The 14772-nt window shown below is 73.4% G+C and carries 11 protein-coding genes; 5 read left to right on the forward strand and 6 right to left on the reverse strand.

Features of this window, described 5'->3' with window-relative positions:
* The first annotated feature begins 48 nt into the window (after positions 1 to 48).
* From GA0070619_RS31990 to GA0070619_RS32005, 4 genes are all read left to right on the forward strand, one after another.
* On the forward strand, positions 49 to 3669 hold the full coding sequence (locus GA0070619_RS31990; RefSeq protein WP_088951452.1) for a sensor histidine kinase: 3621 nt from the start codon (positions 49 to 51) through the stop codon (positions 3667 to 3669).
* Positions 3666 to 4070: a roadblock/LC7 domain-containing protein gene (locus GA0070619_RS31995; protein ID WP_030329023.1), complete on the forward strand. Its 405-nt coding sequence runs from the start codon at positions 3666 to 3668 to the stop codon at positions 4068 to 4070. Before GA0070619_RS31990 ends, GA0070619_RS31995 begins: the two co-directional genes overlap by 4 nt.
* Positions 4071 to 4171: 101 nt before the next feature.
* Positions 4172 to 4546 (forward strand): DUF742 domain-containing protein, encoded by a 375-nt coding sequence (locus GA0070619_RS32000; protein ID WP_088952188.1) that lies wholly within the window; start codon positions 4172 to 4174, stop codon positions 4544 to 4546.
* Between the two features lies 1 nt (position 4547).
* Entirely contained in the window at positions 4548 to 5141 is a 594-nt protein-coding gene (locus tag GA0070619_RS32005) for a GTP-binding protein (protein WP_007455465.1), read from the forward strand.
* A 244-nt stretch (positions 5142 to 5385) separates the two neighbouring features.
* On the opposite strand, the gene GA0070619_RS32010 is transcribed toward GA0070619_RS32005, so the two are convergent.
* Together GA0070619_RS32010 and GA0070619_RS32015 are read right to left on the reverse strand one after the other, a co-directional pair.
* A complete protein-coding gene (locus GA0070619_RS32010) occupies positions 5386 to 7956 on the reverse strand; it encodes a transposase (RefSeq protein WP_088951453.1) in 2571 nt (856 codons plus the stop codon).
* Positions 7957 to 7995: 39 nt separating this feature from the next.
* The gene (locus GA0070619_RS32015; RefSeq protein WP_088946151.1) at positions 7996 to 8952 is read right to left on the reverse strand and encodes a DNA primase; all 957 of its coding nucleotides are present in this window, start codon (positions 8950 to 8952) and stop codon (positions 7996 to 7998) included.
* Between the two features lie 160 nt (positions 8953 to 9112).
* On the opposite strand from GA0070619_RS32015, the gene GA0070619_RS32020 reads away from it, so the two are divergent.
* Entirely contained in the window at positions 9113 to 9454 is a 342-nt protein-coding gene (locus GA0070619_RS32020) for a PadR family transcriptional regulator (RefSeq protein WP_088946152.1), read from the forward strand.
* Between the two features lie 51 nt (positions 9455 to 9505).
* Here GA0070619_RS32020 and GA0070619_RS32025 read toward each other — a convergent pair whose 3' ends face one another.
* From GA0070619_RS32025 to GA0070619_RS32040, 4 genes are all read right to left on the reverse strand, one after another.
* Positions 9506 to 10210 (reverse strand): permease prefix domain 1-containing protein, encoded by a 705-nt coding sequence (locus tag GA0070619_RS32025; RefSeq protein WP_088946153.1) that lies wholly within the window; start codon positions 10208 to 10210, stop codon positions 9506 to 9508.
* A gap of 69 nt (positions 10211 to 10279) precedes the next feature.
* On the reverse strand, positions 10280 to 12070 hold the full coding sequence (gene cydC / locus GA0070619_RS32030) for a thiol reductant ABC exporter subunit CydC (RefSeq protein WP_088951454.1): 1791 nt from the start codon (positions 12068 to 12070) through the stop codon (positions 10280 to 10282).
* Positions 12067 to 13743 carry a thiol reductant ABC exporter subunit CydD gene (cydD, locus tag GA0070619_RS32035; RefSeq protein ID WP_088946154.1) on the reverse strand — a complete coding sequence of 559 codons (1677 nt, stop codon included), beginning with the start codon at positions 13741 to 13743 and terminating at the stop codon, positions 12067 to 12069. The genes cydC and cydD overlap by 4 nt, the downstream gene beginning before the upstream one ends.
* Positions 13740 to 14747 (reverse strand): cytochrome d ubiquinol oxidase subunit II, encoded by a 1008-nt coding sequence (locus tag GA0070619_RS32040; protein WP_088946155.1) that lies wholly within the window; start codon positions 14745 to 14747, stop codon positions 13740 to 13742. Before GA0070619_RS32040 ends, cydD begins: the two co-directional genes overlap by 4 nt.
* Between the last annotated feature and the right edge of the window lie 25 nt (positions 14748 to 14772).

Raw genomic sequence — 14772 nt, forward strand, 5'->3', positions numbered from 1 at the left:
GCGTTGCCCGGGGCAACGCGTTGAAGCTGTAATCGCGAGGGCGGTGTTGTGAGCAAACGGCCAAAGACGGCGGGCTCCTTCCTGTCGCGGCTGCGCCGGCCGGCCAGCCGGCTCCGGGACATGCCGATCTGGTCCAAGCTCGGTCTCATCATGATCGTGCCGACCATCGCCACGGTCGTGGTGGGCACCAGTGGTCTTGTCGACCACGTGGAGACGCTCAACAATGCCAACCGAGCCGGCGACCTGGCCAACCTGTCGAGCTATTCCGGCAGCCTGGTCGACAGTCTGCAGGATGAGCGGACTGCCGCCGTGCTGCTGCTGGGGGCGGACGGGACGCAGCCGACGGCGCAGTACCAGGAGGCCTACAACCGGGTGACCTCCCGGGTGGACCGTGAGACGTCCCCCTACCGGCAGCAGCGTGCCGAGATCGAGGACCTGCCGGGCAGCCTGGAAGGTCTGCTCGACGGCATCGACCAGAACCTGCAGGACCTGTCGGGCATCCGCAGCCAGGTGTTCAACGGCAAGCTCGCGCTCACCGAGACCGTGCAGGCGTACGAGGGTCTGATCAGTGACCTGCTCGCCATCCGCGACTCGGCCACGCAGCTCGCCGGTAACAACGAACTGAGCGACCGGATGCGCGCCGCCGCGGCGGTCGCCCGCGAGAAGGAGTTCCTCGCCGCACGCCGGGTCGTGGTGCACCGCGCGCTGGGTGTGAAGGGCGGCAAGCGCCTCACTCCGGCGCTGCGCACCGACTACATCGCCAGTGGCACCGGCCAGCAGCAGGCGCTGCAGAGCTTCAAGGCCGTCGCCACCCCGGACGACGCGAAGTTCCACGACCAGACGGTCGCGGGCGGCGACCGCCGGGAGGCACAGAACTACACCGGCTGGATCGACGGCAACACCACCGGCGACATGCGCAACGCGCCGTTCGGGCCGGACCAGTGGGAAGCCGCCATGACGGCCAACGCCAAGCTGATCCGCAACGTCGAGACCAAGCTCGACGGCGAAGTGGTCGACGAGGCCAACAGTCTCCGCTCGGACGTGCAGCGCCAGGTCTTCCTGGAGACCGGCCTGCTGCTCAGCATGCTGTTGCTGGCCATCCTCTTCGCGTACCTGGTCGCCCGCTCCATGGCCCGTTCACTTCGTGAGCTGCGGCAGGGTGCGCTCTCCGTCGCCCAGTACGGCCTACCCCAGGCGGTTGCCCGACTGCGTGACCCGCAGGTCGTCGGGCAGCTCTCCCCGGTGCAGCTGGCCAACCAGATCGCCGAGCCACTACCGGTCCGCAGCCGGGACGAGTTCGGCCAGGTGACCGAGGCGTTCAACGCCGTCCACCTGGAAGCCGTCCGTACGGCCGCCGAGCAGGCGGCACTGCGCGCCTCCGTCGCGACCATGTTCGTCAACCTGGCCCGCCGTTCACAGATCCTGGTCGACCGCCTCATCGGGCACCTCGACCGGCTGGAGCGCGGCGAGGAGGACCCGGACCGGCTGGCCGAGCTGTTCCAGCTCGACCACCTGGCCACCCGGATGCGCCGCAACGACGAGAACCTGCTGGTGCTCGCCGGTGCCGACTCCACCCGTGTGCAACGTGAGCCGGCCGCGCTCATCGACGTGCTGCGGGCCGCGCAGTCCGAGGTCGAGCACTACACCCGGATCGAGTTCGGCGTCATCGACCGCGACATCGAGGTCGCCGCGCACGCGGTCAACGACCTGGTGCACCTCGTCGCCGAGCTGTTCGACAACGCCACCGCGTTCTCTCCGCCCGACTCGCAGGTGATGGTCGAGGCCCGTCGGGTCGGCGACCGCTCCTCGCTCTACGTCGAGGACCGCGGCATCGGCATCAGCGCCGAGCAGTTGCACGACCTCAACGAGCGGCTCGCGACGCCGCCGCAGGTGGACGTCGCCGTCTCCCGGATGATGGGCCTGGTCGTGGTCGCCCGACTGGCGTCCCGGCACGGCGTCCGGGTGGAGCTGCGCCCCGGCTCCGACCGTGGCACCGTCGCGGACGTGACACTGCCCACCTCGGTGCTGGTGCCCCGGGCGCTCTCCGGTCGGGTGCAGCAGCCCCCGGCCCTGCCCGCAGCCGGTGGCCCCCAGCAGAACGGGCCCGCACCGGCCTTCGGCGCCCTGCCGGCGCTGGGCAACGGCCCTCGTCCGAGCGAGTCCGGCAACCAGGTCACTCTCGGCGGTCGGCCGTTCGAGCCCGCCTCGCGCAACGGTGCCGGCACCCCCGCCAACTCCGGTGGCTACCGCTCGATGCCGGCCTGGTCCGACCTGACCGGCGCTGCCGGGACGAACGGCGTCAACGGTGGTGACGGGTTCACCCCGCGGACCGCCAACGGCCAGCCGATCGACCCGCTGCCGCAGCGTCGCGCCGGGGACGACAGCCCGACCTCCGGCCAGCAGCCGTCGATTCCACGGCAGCTGCCGAGCAGCCCCGAGGCACACCCGTACTCGGCGCCGCCGGTCTCCGCGCAGCCCTACTCCGGCGCGCCGGTCTCCGCCTCGCCGGCCTCCGGCCAGCCGTACTCCGGGCAGCCCTACTCGGGTGCCCCGTACGGCGGCCCGCCGGTCTCTGCGGCCCCGGCCTCCGGGCAGCCGTACGCCGGTCCGCCGGTGTCCGCGTCGCCCGTGTCGGCGTCGCCGGCGTCCGGCCAGCCGTATTCGGGTCAGCCCTACTCGGTGCCGCCCGCCTCCAGCCAGTCGTTCGCCGGGTTCGCACCCCGGTCGGCCCCGCCCGCGCAGGCGCCCAGCACCCCCGCGCCGCCGGCCTGGCCGCCGGTGCCGGGTACCGACCGCGACGCTTCGGCGCCGCCGGTGCCCGAGCGGCTCGCCGCTGCCCTGGACATGACGACGGAGCTGCCGCGGGTGCCGCGACCCGGCGAACAGCCGGCCGCAGCAGCCCAGCCTCCGACTCGGCCATCGGCTCCTGCTCCGGCTCCGGCCCCGCAGAAGAATCGGCCGGCCCCGCAGAATCGGCCGGCACCGCAGCAACCGCAGGCGCAGAACCGCCAGCGCTACGCGGACGAGACGATGGAGCTGCCGATCTTCCGGGAGCTCGAGTCGGCTTGGTTCCGTACCCGCCGTCCGGGTTCGGAGGAAGCGGGACCCGGCGCGCAGCCGGCGACGAACGGCGACTCCGCGACCCAGCAGTTCGCTACGGTCGAGGCCACCGGTCGGGCAGTCCACAAGACACCACCCGGGACGACAGGTAACACACCGATGGCAGACACTCCGACGGCCGGAGGAGCGCCGCGGGACAACGGCTCCACAGCGAACGAGGGCGGTCGCCCGAGCGTCGCTGAGAGCCTGCCGAACCGCCGGCCCCAACCGCAGACCAACGGCTGGCAGACCGCTGCCGACGACGGCTGGCGTGCTGCCTCGGCGGCGGCCGGCGCGGTGCCGGTGAGCGAGACCACCACGACCGGCCTGCCGAAGCGCAAGCCGATGGCGCAGTTGGTGCCGGGCGCGGTGGAGAAGCCCACCACCTCGGTCCAGCGGCGCTCCCCGGAGGCGGTCCGTGGCCTGCTCTCCGCCTACCACCGGGGCGTGCAGCGAGGGCGTAGCACCTCGGACAACCCGACCAGCCCGGAGGCGACTCCGGGAGGGCAATCCTCGCAGTCTGGCTCAGGCCCGGTGGCCGGGAGCGGGCAGAAGGAGCAAGAAGGATGACAACTACGCAGGATCTTGGTTGGCTGCTGGCCAACTTCGCCGACCGGGTGCCCGGTGTCGCTCATGCGGTCGCCGTCTCGGCCGACGGCCTTCTCCTGGCGTCGTCACGGGACCTGCCGCGCGACCGGGCCGACCAGCTCGCCGCGATCTCCTCGGGTCTGGTCAGCCTGACCCAGGGGGCAGCCCGCTGCTTCGAGGGAGGCGCGGTGTTGCAGACCGTCGTGGAGATGGACAATGGCTTCCTGTTCCTGATGTCCATCTCGGATGGGTCGTCCTTCGCCGTGCTGGCCGCCCGCAGCTCTGACGTGGGCCAGGTCGGCTACGAGATGGCGCTGCTGGTCGACCGGGTGGGCGACGCACTGACTCCGCAGCCGCGTGCGGCTGCGGGCATGCTGGGCTGACGCCCCGCCGCTGATCGTGAGGTCGGCACCAACGCAACAACGACAACGACGGGCTTCACCGGTGGGAGCCGGTAACGGGTACGAAGGAGGTGAGCGGCGAGATGGCCGATCGTGACGAACCGACCGGAGCGTTGGTCCGTCCATACGCCGTGACCCGTGGCCGTACCCGTCCCCGGCTCGACATCGCGCTGGAGGCGCTCGTCGAGACGACGGTGCGCGGCCGCACCGCTGCCAGTGGCAACGGTGGTGGCCGCGAACACCAGTACATCGCCGCGCTGTGTGACGGACGCGTGCAATCGCTCGCGGAGATCGCGGCGCGGCTGCAGCTCCCGCTCGGTGTGGCCCGGGTGCTCATCGCCGACATGGCGACGGACGGCCTGGTCGCGGTCCACGAGCCGACCATCCTGGACGACTCCGACGACGCGGTGGGCACTGAACTGCTGGAGAGGGTGCTGAGTGGACTTCGCAGGCTCTGACATGTCGCACCGCCCGCCGAACCCGAGCGGCCGCGTGACGTCGGCGAAGATCGTTATCGCCGGTGGATTCGGCGTCGGTAAGACGACGCTGGTCGGCTCGGTCTCGGAGATCACGCCGCTGACCACCGAGGCCATCATGACCTCCGCTGGCGTGGGCGTCGACGATACCCGGCAGGTGCCGGGCAAGACGACGACCACGGTGGCCATGGACTTCGGCCGGATCTCGATCGACCGTGACCTGATCCTGTACCTGTTCGGTACGCCGGGTCAGACCCGATTCTGGTTCATGTGGGACGAACTGGTTCGGGGTGCGATCGGCGCGGTCGTGCTGGTGGACACTCGCCGGCTGGCCGACTGCTTCGCGGCGATCGACTTCTTCGAGCACCGACGCCTCCCGTACCTGGTGGCGATCAACTGCTTCGACGGGATGCAGTACCACGACCCGCAGGACGTTCGGGACGCCTTGGCGATCTCGAGCGACGTGCCGGTGGTGGCCTGCGACGCCCGTAACCGGGAGTCGACGAAGCACGTGCTGATCTCGCTGGTCGAGTACGTGCTCACCATGCGCCGTACGCGCGCCGTCGCCCCGGCCTGATCGGGACGCCGCACCCCGGTGGTGGCTCAGGCCGCCACCGGGAGCACTACCCTGCTCGCCGACGCCCCTACGTCGGCGCGCGCTCTACGCCGTCTCCTGAGGCCCTGGAAGCCACCGGCCCCCGCACCCTGGGCCGTTGAGCTGCGGGCTTCGAGAGGCGGCGTTGCCGCGTCCAGGGGCACGTCTGCACACGCGACAGCGCCCTCAGTCAGCTGACTGAGGGCGCTGTCGCGTGTGACGAGGGTCAGGACTGGTAACCGGCGGAGCGGTACTCGTACTCCCGGTCGTCGTCGCGGTCGCCGTGGTCCCGGCTGAAGTCCCAGCCACCGGCCGCCTCGCGGCCGGGTCGACCACCCACCGCGAAACCGCCGATCTCCTGGCCGCGACGCCAACCACGGAAGTAGCCGGTGGTGTTCTCCGCGAGGCTTGCCGCATCGCGCACTATCCGCAATGGACGCTCCTCGCGCAGCGGGGAACCAGGGACCAGGTTGGCCTGAGGCACGCGCTTCGGCAGCCCGGCGTTGGTCTCGGCGCCGACCGCGGGGCGGGCGGCCTGCTCTGCGGCCTGCCAGCCGGTGTCGGCCGTGGTCGACCAGTCCAGGTCGGACTCCTCGGCCTGGCCGACGAACCAGGCCGACTTGGCCTGCGCGAAGATCAGCAGGTCGCCGTCACCCTCGTCGGCGACCGGTGGCGGACGGTGCTCGACCGGCGGCGTCCGGCGCTCCAACGGAGGGGTCCGGCGCTCCATCGGCGGCGTCCGCTGCTCCAGCGAGGGCGTGCGAGGCTCCAATGAGGGCGTGCGAGGCTCCAGCGAGGGCGTCCGGTGCTCCATCGGCGGCGGCGGACGGTGCTCGGTGGCACGGTCGGGCCGAGCGGCCGGTCGGCCGCCGCGAGCGGCCAACTCCCGGTCGACCAACCGCAGCGGCGGGGTCTCCAGGTGCGCGTCCGCAGACGGGTTGAGCCCCTCGCGCAGCGCCCGGTCGGCCAGTGGCGGTGGCTCCACCAGTCGCAGCATGGGCGGCTCCTGCGGCAGGTCGTCCGCCAACCAGGGCGGGGTGACCCGACCGTCGGCCCGACCCGGGTCGGTCGGGGCCTCGATGCCGCGGCTGCCACCGTACGGGTAGGCCACCGGGTTGTTCGGCGAGCTGTCGGCCGGGTCCTCCGGGCTGTTGACCAGCGGCCAGTTGGCGCGGGAACCGGGGGGTGCGGCGGCCTCCTGGCCAGGACGGGGGATCGGCACCGGGATGCTGAGATCGGTGGCGCTGAACCCGCCCGTGGGTGGCTCGTCCACCGGGCGTTGCAGATGGCTCGGCCGGGGCTCGCCGTTCGTCTTGGGGCGGGGAGGAATGACCGTCCGCTGCCGTTCGGCCCGCGCGTTGTTGATCGCGGCGGTGGTCAGCGTCGGCCGGAACGGCTCGCCCGCCTCGGCCGGAGGCACCATGCCGCGCTGTGCCGGTGCGATCGGGGTGATCCCGGGCGGCGGGGGCGGCGGCGAGGAGACCGGTCGGTTGGTCGGACCGTCGATCCGGCTGGGCGCCGGCTCGGCGCGGCCGGGAAGCGTGGACGACGGCGGCTTGGCCATGGCGGCCGGGGCCATCGGTGCGGGCGCGACCGGCGGCGGCGTGACCGGAGCCGGGGCGACCGGGGGCGGCCCGAGTGGGCGGGGCGACGCGAGCGGCGCGTTACCGGGGATCGGCTCGGGGCGGCTGCGTCGCCCGACGGCGGGTGCGGGGTCGGCGGCCGGGGTGGGCCGGAGCGACCGCAGCCCGGCGCCGGTGCCGGCCAGCCCGGTCGGCTCACCGGCTGGCTCGCCACGGCGGGCGCCGTTGCCGGCCATCCCGGCCAGCTCGCCGACCGACTCGCCACGGCGGGCGGCGGCACGGCGGCCGGGTGCCTGGGCAGGGGCGGTCACCCGCGAGCCGAGCGCGCTGACCAGGGCCTCACAGCCTGCGTCGCAGGCCCGCACCGAAGCGACGGCCTGGCGGACCGTCTCGGCCACCGCGGAGGTGAGCGCCCGGTTGACCGCGGCGCGCCGCGGCGTTTCGGAGATGGCGACCCGCAGAGCGGTGACCGCCTCGTTGATCTCGTCGGCGTCGGCCACCCCGTCGGCGGCGAGGTGCGCGGCGATGGCGTCCGCCGCGACCGACACCTCGCGGCCCCGGGCGACGGTGCCGCCGAGCATGCCCGGCTCGGGCAGCGCGTCCAGCACCGCCAGCGAGACCGGCTCGGCCGGGTCCGGGTATGCACGCAGAGCTGCCGGGTAGAGCTCGCGCAGGACCTCGCGCAGGGCCACGGCGGCGGAGTGTCGGCCGGTGGCCAGCGCGGCGTGCGCGGCGAGCACCTGCTTGTAGCCGGCGAGATCCCGGGGTGCCGGCAGGGTGACCGCGGAGAGCGCGCCCGCCTGCAACGCGCGGGCCAGGCCGACGGCCCGTCGTTCGGCCGGAGGCGACTGCATCTCCTCCAGGGAGTCGTCGTCGGCGAACCGCTCGGCGAAGTCGTCCACCGAGTCGTCGTCGGCGATCGCCAGGGGCCGACCCGCCGCGCTCAACAGCGAGATGACCGTGTGGTCGTCGCTGTCGGCGGCGATGGCCGCACCGCTCGGCCCGCCCGACCGCTCCACGAGCAGCGCGACGAGCTGGGCGTAGCCAGCGGCCTCGTCGCTGATCTCGCAGACATGCAGCAGACGGCCTGCGTCGTCGACCACAGCGGACGTCAGCGTCGATCCGGCGGAGGCCGGTCGGTCAGCCGGATCCGCCGAGGCCAGACCGCAGTAAACGCGCACGAGCGCCACGGCGTCGTCCTCCTCCCGGGACAGGTCTTTCCTCTGCCAGCAACTGATGCTCCCCGGTACGGGTCAGTCGCGCCAGTCCACCACCGCAGAGATCTTGCCGACAATGGTGCGCCAACCCAAACTCGCGGTCTGCGCACCGATCTTCTTCAGCCGCCGCCGACCCATGAAAGCGCCGATCCCACCGTTGGCGGTGGCACGCAGCGCCTCGTCCAGGTCGTCGAGGCTGGAGCCGGCGGAGAGCATGTCGAGTACCGCAGGCAGCCGCAATGCGTACGAGAGGTCACGCGCGACCTCGCCGGCCTCGATCAGCAGGGTCGAATCCCAGGAGTCGTGCCCGCCGCGCAGGTTCTCCACGACGAGGTCGAGCTCGTAGGTGTCCTCGTCGAGGGGCGCGATATCCGCGGGCTCCACCCGTTCGGACAATTCATTCCAGCTGTCCAGTTGGGACAGATCGTTTGGCGCACCGGACCGGATGAAACTGACCAACGACTCGGGGGTCTTGAACAGCAGCAGCTTGCCCTGGTTGCTGAGGAAGACCGGCACCTCCTCGTCGTCCGCCTCGTCCGTGGCGTCCTCGTCGGCCTCGGCCTCGTCGTCGGCCGCGTCGGTGTCGGTGGCGCCGTCGCGTCGGCGGCGCTTCGACTCGTCCTCGTCGTCGGCGAACTCCTCGGCCAGGTCCTCGTCGAGGATGACGACGGTCTCGTCGTCCTCTTCCTCCTCGATCACCTGACGTCGGGCGAGGAACGGGTCGTCCAGGTCGCGCTCGGTCACGTCGGTCGGGGTCAGCGAGCTGGCCGGCCGGTATGCCCGCAGCGTGAAGCCGGTGCCGGCGGGCAGGGCGATCTCCACCGGGTCGATGCGCAGCTCGTCCCAGAGTGCACGGTCGACCGAGGCCGAGGGGCCGTCGGTCTCATCTGGCTCGACCGCGCCGGTGGTGTCGTCGAGCTCGGGCTCGTCGGCGTCGGGCCGTTGGGGCGACTGGCGGGCCACGCTGACCTCCGTGTGCTTCGGGTTGCCCACCCGCCGGGGTCTCTGACCGGCGAGTGACTCTGGGCACATACCCTAGTCGGCGGCCCTGGGTGACCGATGCCCGCACCCCGGTGGCCGGCTGGCGCACGGATTCGACCTGCTGGTGGTGGGCGCTGGCGATCTGACCGTTCGACAAGTAGCGTAGCTACGTATGAAGGCCCAGGCGTTGCACGGCCATCTCGACGCTCTGCTGCTCGCCGTTCTCGAACAGGGCGCGCTGCACGGCTACGCCATCATCGAGGCGTTGCGCGCGCGCAGCGACGGCACTCTGGATCTGCCTACCGGCACCATCTATCCGGCGTTGCGTCGGCTGGAACGCGCCGGGCACGTGGCGAGCACCTGGAGCACCGTCAACGGCAGGGAACGACGGACGTACGAGCTCACCGATTCCGGCCGGGGAGCGTTGGCCGGGGAGCGCGCGGGTTGGCGCGACTTCCAGCTGACCGTCGGCCGGTTCCTCGACCCCGGCAGCCCGCCCACCACCCCGGCCTGACCCCGGTCGAGCTGGCGACCACCGGCGGGACCGGGGCACCGGCGACGTGGCTCAGTGGGCCACGCTGGTGAGCGACTCCGCTCGGCGGGCGGTGGCCTGCAGCCAGCCGCGCACCGCACGGGCCAGCGAGAAGTACGCGCCGCCCACCAGCACCGCACCGATGATCATCGGTGGCCAGCGCAGCGCGTCGTCCCAGAGAGTCATCGACCAGGCGAACAGGGCGCAGCCGGCGATCATGGCGAGAGCAAGCATGGCGGTCAGGCCGGCGCCCACCGCGCGTTGCACCAGGGCCAGACCCGGACGTGTCGAACGGGCGCTCGCCGCGACCACCAGCAGACCGGCCACCGCGAGCAGCAGCGAACCCATCCAGATCCAGTCGACCGAGCTGGCGAGCAGCTGGTAGCCGGCCGGTGGACGGGGGCCGCTGCTCCAGCTCGACCCCCGCCAGGTCAGATCCCCGGCGACCACCCCGACCCCGGCGATCGCCAGCATCCGCAGGGAGAGCCCGCGCAGAGCGCCCACCGCCAGCTCGGCCTGCCAGGAGGGAAGGACCTGCGCCGGCGAGCCGAACTCGACCACGGCCCGGCGCTGCGCCTCCGTGGACGGCACACCGCTCTCCCGGTACGCCTCCACGGCGTCCAACAGCCCGTGCCGGGCCTCGGTGAGCAGGTCGGACTTGAGTCGCGCCGGCCCCTGCAACCGGGCGGCCAACTCCCGCAGGTGCTCGTCGACCAACACGTCCTCACGGTGCGGCATGGCACCACCCTGCCACGGGTCAGGGAGTCCTGACGTCGGGGAGAACCCTGGTCCGTCCCCGAGCCCCGGTCAGGGGGCGAGGGCCAGGTAACCCCGCTCGGCCGCAGCCTGGAGCAGCCACTGGTCCCGGTACCAGCCCGGGGCGGCGACCAGGTCGGCGTGCCGGCCGCGCTGGATCACCCGGCCGCCGTCGAGGACGACGATCTCGTCCAGCTCGGCCAGCCCGCTGAGCCGGTGGCTGATCAGCAGCACCGAGTGCCCGGCGGGGGTGGCGGCGAGAGCGGACGCGAGCACCGCGTCGGCGGCGGCCGGATCAAGACCTTCGGTGGGCTCGTCGAGCACCAGCACCGGCGGCGCGGCGAGCAGGGCCCGCGCGAGCGCCAGCCGCTGCCGCTGGCCACCGGAGAGCTGCCCGCCCTCCTCGCCGACCAGCGTGTCCCAACCCGCCGGCTGGGCGCGTACCCAGTCCAGCAGGCCCGCGGCGGCGGTGGCCGCCGTCAGTGCCTCCTCGTCGGCCCCGGCCCGCCCGAGCAGCAGGTTCTCCCGCACCGTGGCGTGAAAGACGTACGCCTCGGCCAGCAGGCCGCCGACCGCCCGCGGCAGTGCCTCCTCGGCGTACGCCGAGAGGTCGTGACCGTCGAGGGTGACCCGCCCGGACACCGGTTGGACGGTGCCGGTCAGGACGGCGGCCAGGGTGCTCTTGCCGGCGCCGCTCGGGCCGACCACCGCGATCCTCCGCCCCGGCGGCAGGTCCAGGCTGACGCCGTCGAGGGCGGGTGCCGCACCGGCCCGGTACCGCACTGTCACGTCGACGAAGCGCAGCTCGTGGGGGCCGACCAGGTCCGTCATACCGGTCGTGGGCGGGGAAGCCGGCGTGCCGGCGTCCAGCAGGTCGGCCACCCGGGCCAGACCGGGCCGCAACTGCGTCCACTGCCGGGCCGCCGTGACCAGTGCCAGCGTCACCTCGACGGCGGCCAGCGCGCCGACGGCCAGGACACCCACCAGCACCCCCGACACGTCGGCGGCCAGCGCTGCCAGCACCACCGCCGCGGCGGTCAGCCCGGCGGTCAGCACCCCGGCCGCGTCCACCGCGAACCCGGTGGCGGCCAGCCGACGTTCCAGGCGGGCCAGCCGGCGGGCCCGCTGCGCTGCGGCACGCAGTGTGACGTCGGTGGCTCCGAACGCGGCCAGGTCGGCTGCGCCGTGGGTGAGGTCGATCGCGTCGGTGGCCAGTGCGCCGCGCAGGGGTGCCACCTGGGACGCGCTGCGGCGGGTGACAGCGGTGGCCAGAGCGGGCAGCGCCACTCCGGCGACCAGCAGCCCGACGGCGAGCGCACCGGCGGCAGGTGGTGAGATCAGCGCCGCCACGCCGACCGCCAGCACACCGACCAGGGCCGCCGCCGACCCAGGGACCAGCACACGCAGCAGCAGGTCCTGGACGGCCTCGACGTCGGAGACCAGCCGGCTCAGCACGTCCCCCGACCGGTGCGCGGCGCCACGCCGGGCGGCGAGGGTGGCGAAGACCCGGGCCCGGACGTCGGTGATCATGCGGAGCACCGCGTCGTGCCCGGCGAGCCGTTCGGTGTAGCGGAACACGCCACGGCTGATCGCCAGCGCCCGGACAGCGACGATCGCCACTGTGAGCCGGTCCAGCGGAGGCTGGCCGGCGGCGCTCATCAACAGCCAGGTGGCGGTGGCCATCAGGGCGAGCCCGGCGAACTCGGTGGCGGCCGCGAGCAGCCCGGCACCGACCAGCCGACCCAGGTACGGGCGGGCCAGTCGCAGCACGGCGCGCTCGGCGGCGGTCCGCCCGCCCGATGCCACGCCGGCGACCGCCTCCGGTCCGTGTTCCGTGCTCATCGGGTCGCCTTCCCGGTCGGTTCGGGCGTCAGCTCGGTGACCCGACCGTCCTCGACCCGCAGGATCCGGTCGGCGTCGGCGAGCAGCGCCGGTCGGTGCGCGACCAGGAGCGCGGTGCGCCCGGCGACCAGGCGGCGGGTGGCGTCGAGCACCACCGCCTCGGCCGCGGTGTCCAGGCGGGCGGTGGGTTCGTCGAGCAGCACCACCGGGGCGGACCGCAGAAATGCCCGGGCCAGCGCCACGCGCTGCCGCTGCCCGCTGGACAGCCCGTGGCCGCGTTCGCCGAGCAGGGTGTCCAGGCCGTCCGGCAGGCCGGCCACCACGTCGTCCAGAGCGGCGTCGTGCACCGCCGCGGCGAGCGCGTCGGGCGTGGTGTCCGGTGCGCCGAGCCGGATGTTGTCGGCCAGCGAGGCGGCGAAGAGATGGGCCCGCTGCGGCACCCAGGCGAGTTGTCGACGCCAGGCGTCCGGGTCGGCCGTGGCGAGGTCGACCCCGTCCACCGTGATCCGGCCGCTGGTCGGGGTCACGAAGCCGAGCAGCAGGCCGAGCAACGTGCTCTTGCCGGCGCCGCTGGGCCCGATGATGGCGATCCGTTCGCCGGCTCGGATGGTCAGGGTCACGTCACGCAGGGCGGTGGTCCGCTCGTACGCAACGGTCACCCCCTCGAACCGGATGTCACGTCGCGCGTCCGGGACGGTGGCGCCCTCGGCGGCCCGGGGCGCGGTGGGCGCGGCCGAGATGGTCAGCGCCTCGTCCAGCGCGGCGAGCCCCTCCATGCTGGCGTGGAAGCGGCTGCCGGCGGCCCGCAGTGGCAGGTACGCCTCCGGGGTGAGCAGCAGCACCAGCAGCGCTGTCTGCAGGGCCAGCCCGCCGCCGAGCAACCGGATGCCGACCGGCACCGCGACCAGTGCCACCGAGAGGGTGGCGACCAGCTCCAGCACCAGCGCGGAGAGGAACGCGATCCGCAGTGTCTTCATGGTGGCGACGCGGTGCCCGTCGGCCATCCGGCGCACCACCTCGGTCTGTGCCCGGGCCCGCCCGAACGCGCGCAGCGTGGGCAACCCGGCGACCATGTCCAGGAAGTGCCCGCCGAGCAGCGAGAGCCGCCGCCACTGCCGTTCGGTGGCGGCCTGGGCCTGCCAGCCGAGCAGCGCGCCGAAGACCGGGATCAGCGGCAGGGTCACCGCGATGATCACCGCCGAGCTCCAGTCGGCGAAGACGACCCGGGCGAGCACCGCCAGCGGCACGGTGACGCTGAGCACCAGTTGGGGCAGGTATCCGGTGAAGTAGGCGTCCAGCGCGTCCAGCCCGCGCCCGGCCAGGGTGGCGATCTGACCGGCCCGCTGCCCGGCCACCCAGCCAGGACCATGGCGGCCGACCGCGCCGAGCAGGTCGGCCCGCAGCGTCGCCTTGACCGTGGCGGCGACCCGCGCGGAGACCGTGCCCTGTGCCCAGACCAGCGCCGAGCGGGCAGCGACCGCGACCATGAAGGCGCCCAGCGCCGGCCGATCCAGTCGACCGTCGATCGCCGTGGCCAGCACCGCCGCGAGGGCGGTGGCCTGCGCCACGATCAACCCGGCGGCGAGCACACCGAGGAGCGCGAGCACGGCAAGATCGCGCCGGGCCGCAGGGACCCGGCGCAGCAGACGCGGGTCGAACGGACGGCGTTTCACCAGTACACCGGTGCCCTGCCGTCGGTCCGTCCTCGGAAAACCCACCAACACATCGCCTGGAAGCCTAGTAGGGCCGGAAGTAGCGGCAGCGCCACCCAGCCGAGGAGCCGCAGCGTCGGTGCGCTCGCAGCGGCGTCGGTCACTGTCAGCGAGGCGCCCGGGTCGGTCGTGGAGACCAGCACATAGGGCCAGAGAGCCGCCCCGACCAGCACCACCGGCAGCGCCAGGGCCGCGCCGGTTGCGGCCAGTGCCCACCCCGGCCGCCGCCGCGCCAGCGCCGCGCGGGCCGCCAGCAGCGCCGCCGCGAGCAGCACCGGCAGGAGTACGGCCACCGCCGGCCGCTGGACGGCGTCGCGTACCCGGGAGGAGAGCAGGCCCACGACGGTGGCCAGGGCGACCGCGGTGAGCGCCACCGGCACCAGTCGGCGGGCCGTGCGGCCGACCACTGCGGCGGCGTCGGCCGACAGACGCAGCGCGAGGAAGGTCGCTCCGTGCACCGCGACCAGTGCGACCATGGCCAGCCCGACGGTGGCTGCGAACGGGGTGGCCAGGTGCGACACCCCGGCGACGTGCCCGTCGGCCTGACGGGGCACGCCCTGGAGCAGCGCGGCGAGCACCACCCCCCAGCCCACTGCGGCGAGTGCGCTGCCGATCATCACGACGCGGTCCCAGCGCGCGCGGATCCGTTCGTCGGCGGGCCGGCTACGCAGTTGCACCCCGACGGTGACCAGGATGACGCCGACCAGGGCACCGGCCACGGCCGGATAGCAGCCGGAGAGCAACTCGCCCTCCAGCACCGGGAACGCACCGAAGAGGATGCCCACGGCGGCCACCAGCCAGACCTCGTTGCCGAGGAAGAACGGGCCGAGCGCGGTGAGCGCCTCCCTCCGCAGAGCGGGGCCGCCACCGCGGGCGAGCAGCAGCCCGACGCCGTAGTCGTAGCCGGCGAGCACCAGGTAGCCGGTGAAGAAGAGGCCGAGCAGGGCGTACCAGGCGAGGTCCACGGTGTTCTCCTCAGTTCCTCAGTGC

This window comes from Micromonospora zamorensis (assembly GCF_900090275.1).
Taxonomy (GTDB): domain Bacteria; phylum Actinomycetota; class Actinomycetes; order Mycobacteriales; family Micromonosporaceae; genus Micromonospora; species Micromonospora zamorensis.

What these genes read in the sequence shown, in the direction of transcription:
- GA0070619_RS31995 (WP_030329023.1), top strand. Translation starts at nt 3,666, where the DNA reads ATGACAACTACGCAGGATCTTGGTTGGCTGCTGGCCAACTTCGCCGAC.
- GA0070619_RS32000 (WP_088952188.1), top strand. Translation starts at nt 4,172, where the DNA reads ATGGCCGATCGTGACGAACCGACCGGAGCGTTGGTCCGTCCATACGCC.
- GA0070619_RS32005 (WP_007455465.1), top strand. Translation starts at nt 4,548, where the DNA reads ATGTCGCACCGCCCGCCGAACCCGAGCGGCCGCGTGACGTCGGCGAAG.
- GA0070619_RS32020 (WP_088946152.1), top strand. Translation starts at nt 9,113, where the DNA reads ATGAAGGCCCAGGCGTTGCACGGCCATCTCGACGCTCTGCTGCTCGCC.
- GA0070619_RS32025 (WP_088946153.1), bottom strand. Translation starts at nt 10,210, where the DNA reads ATGCCGCACCGTGAGGACGTGTTGGTCGACGAGCACCTGCGGGAGTTG.
- cydC (WP_088951454.1), bottom strand. Translation starts at nt 12,070, where the DNA reads ATGAGCACGGAACACGGACCGGAGGCGGTCGCCGGCGTGGCATCGGGC.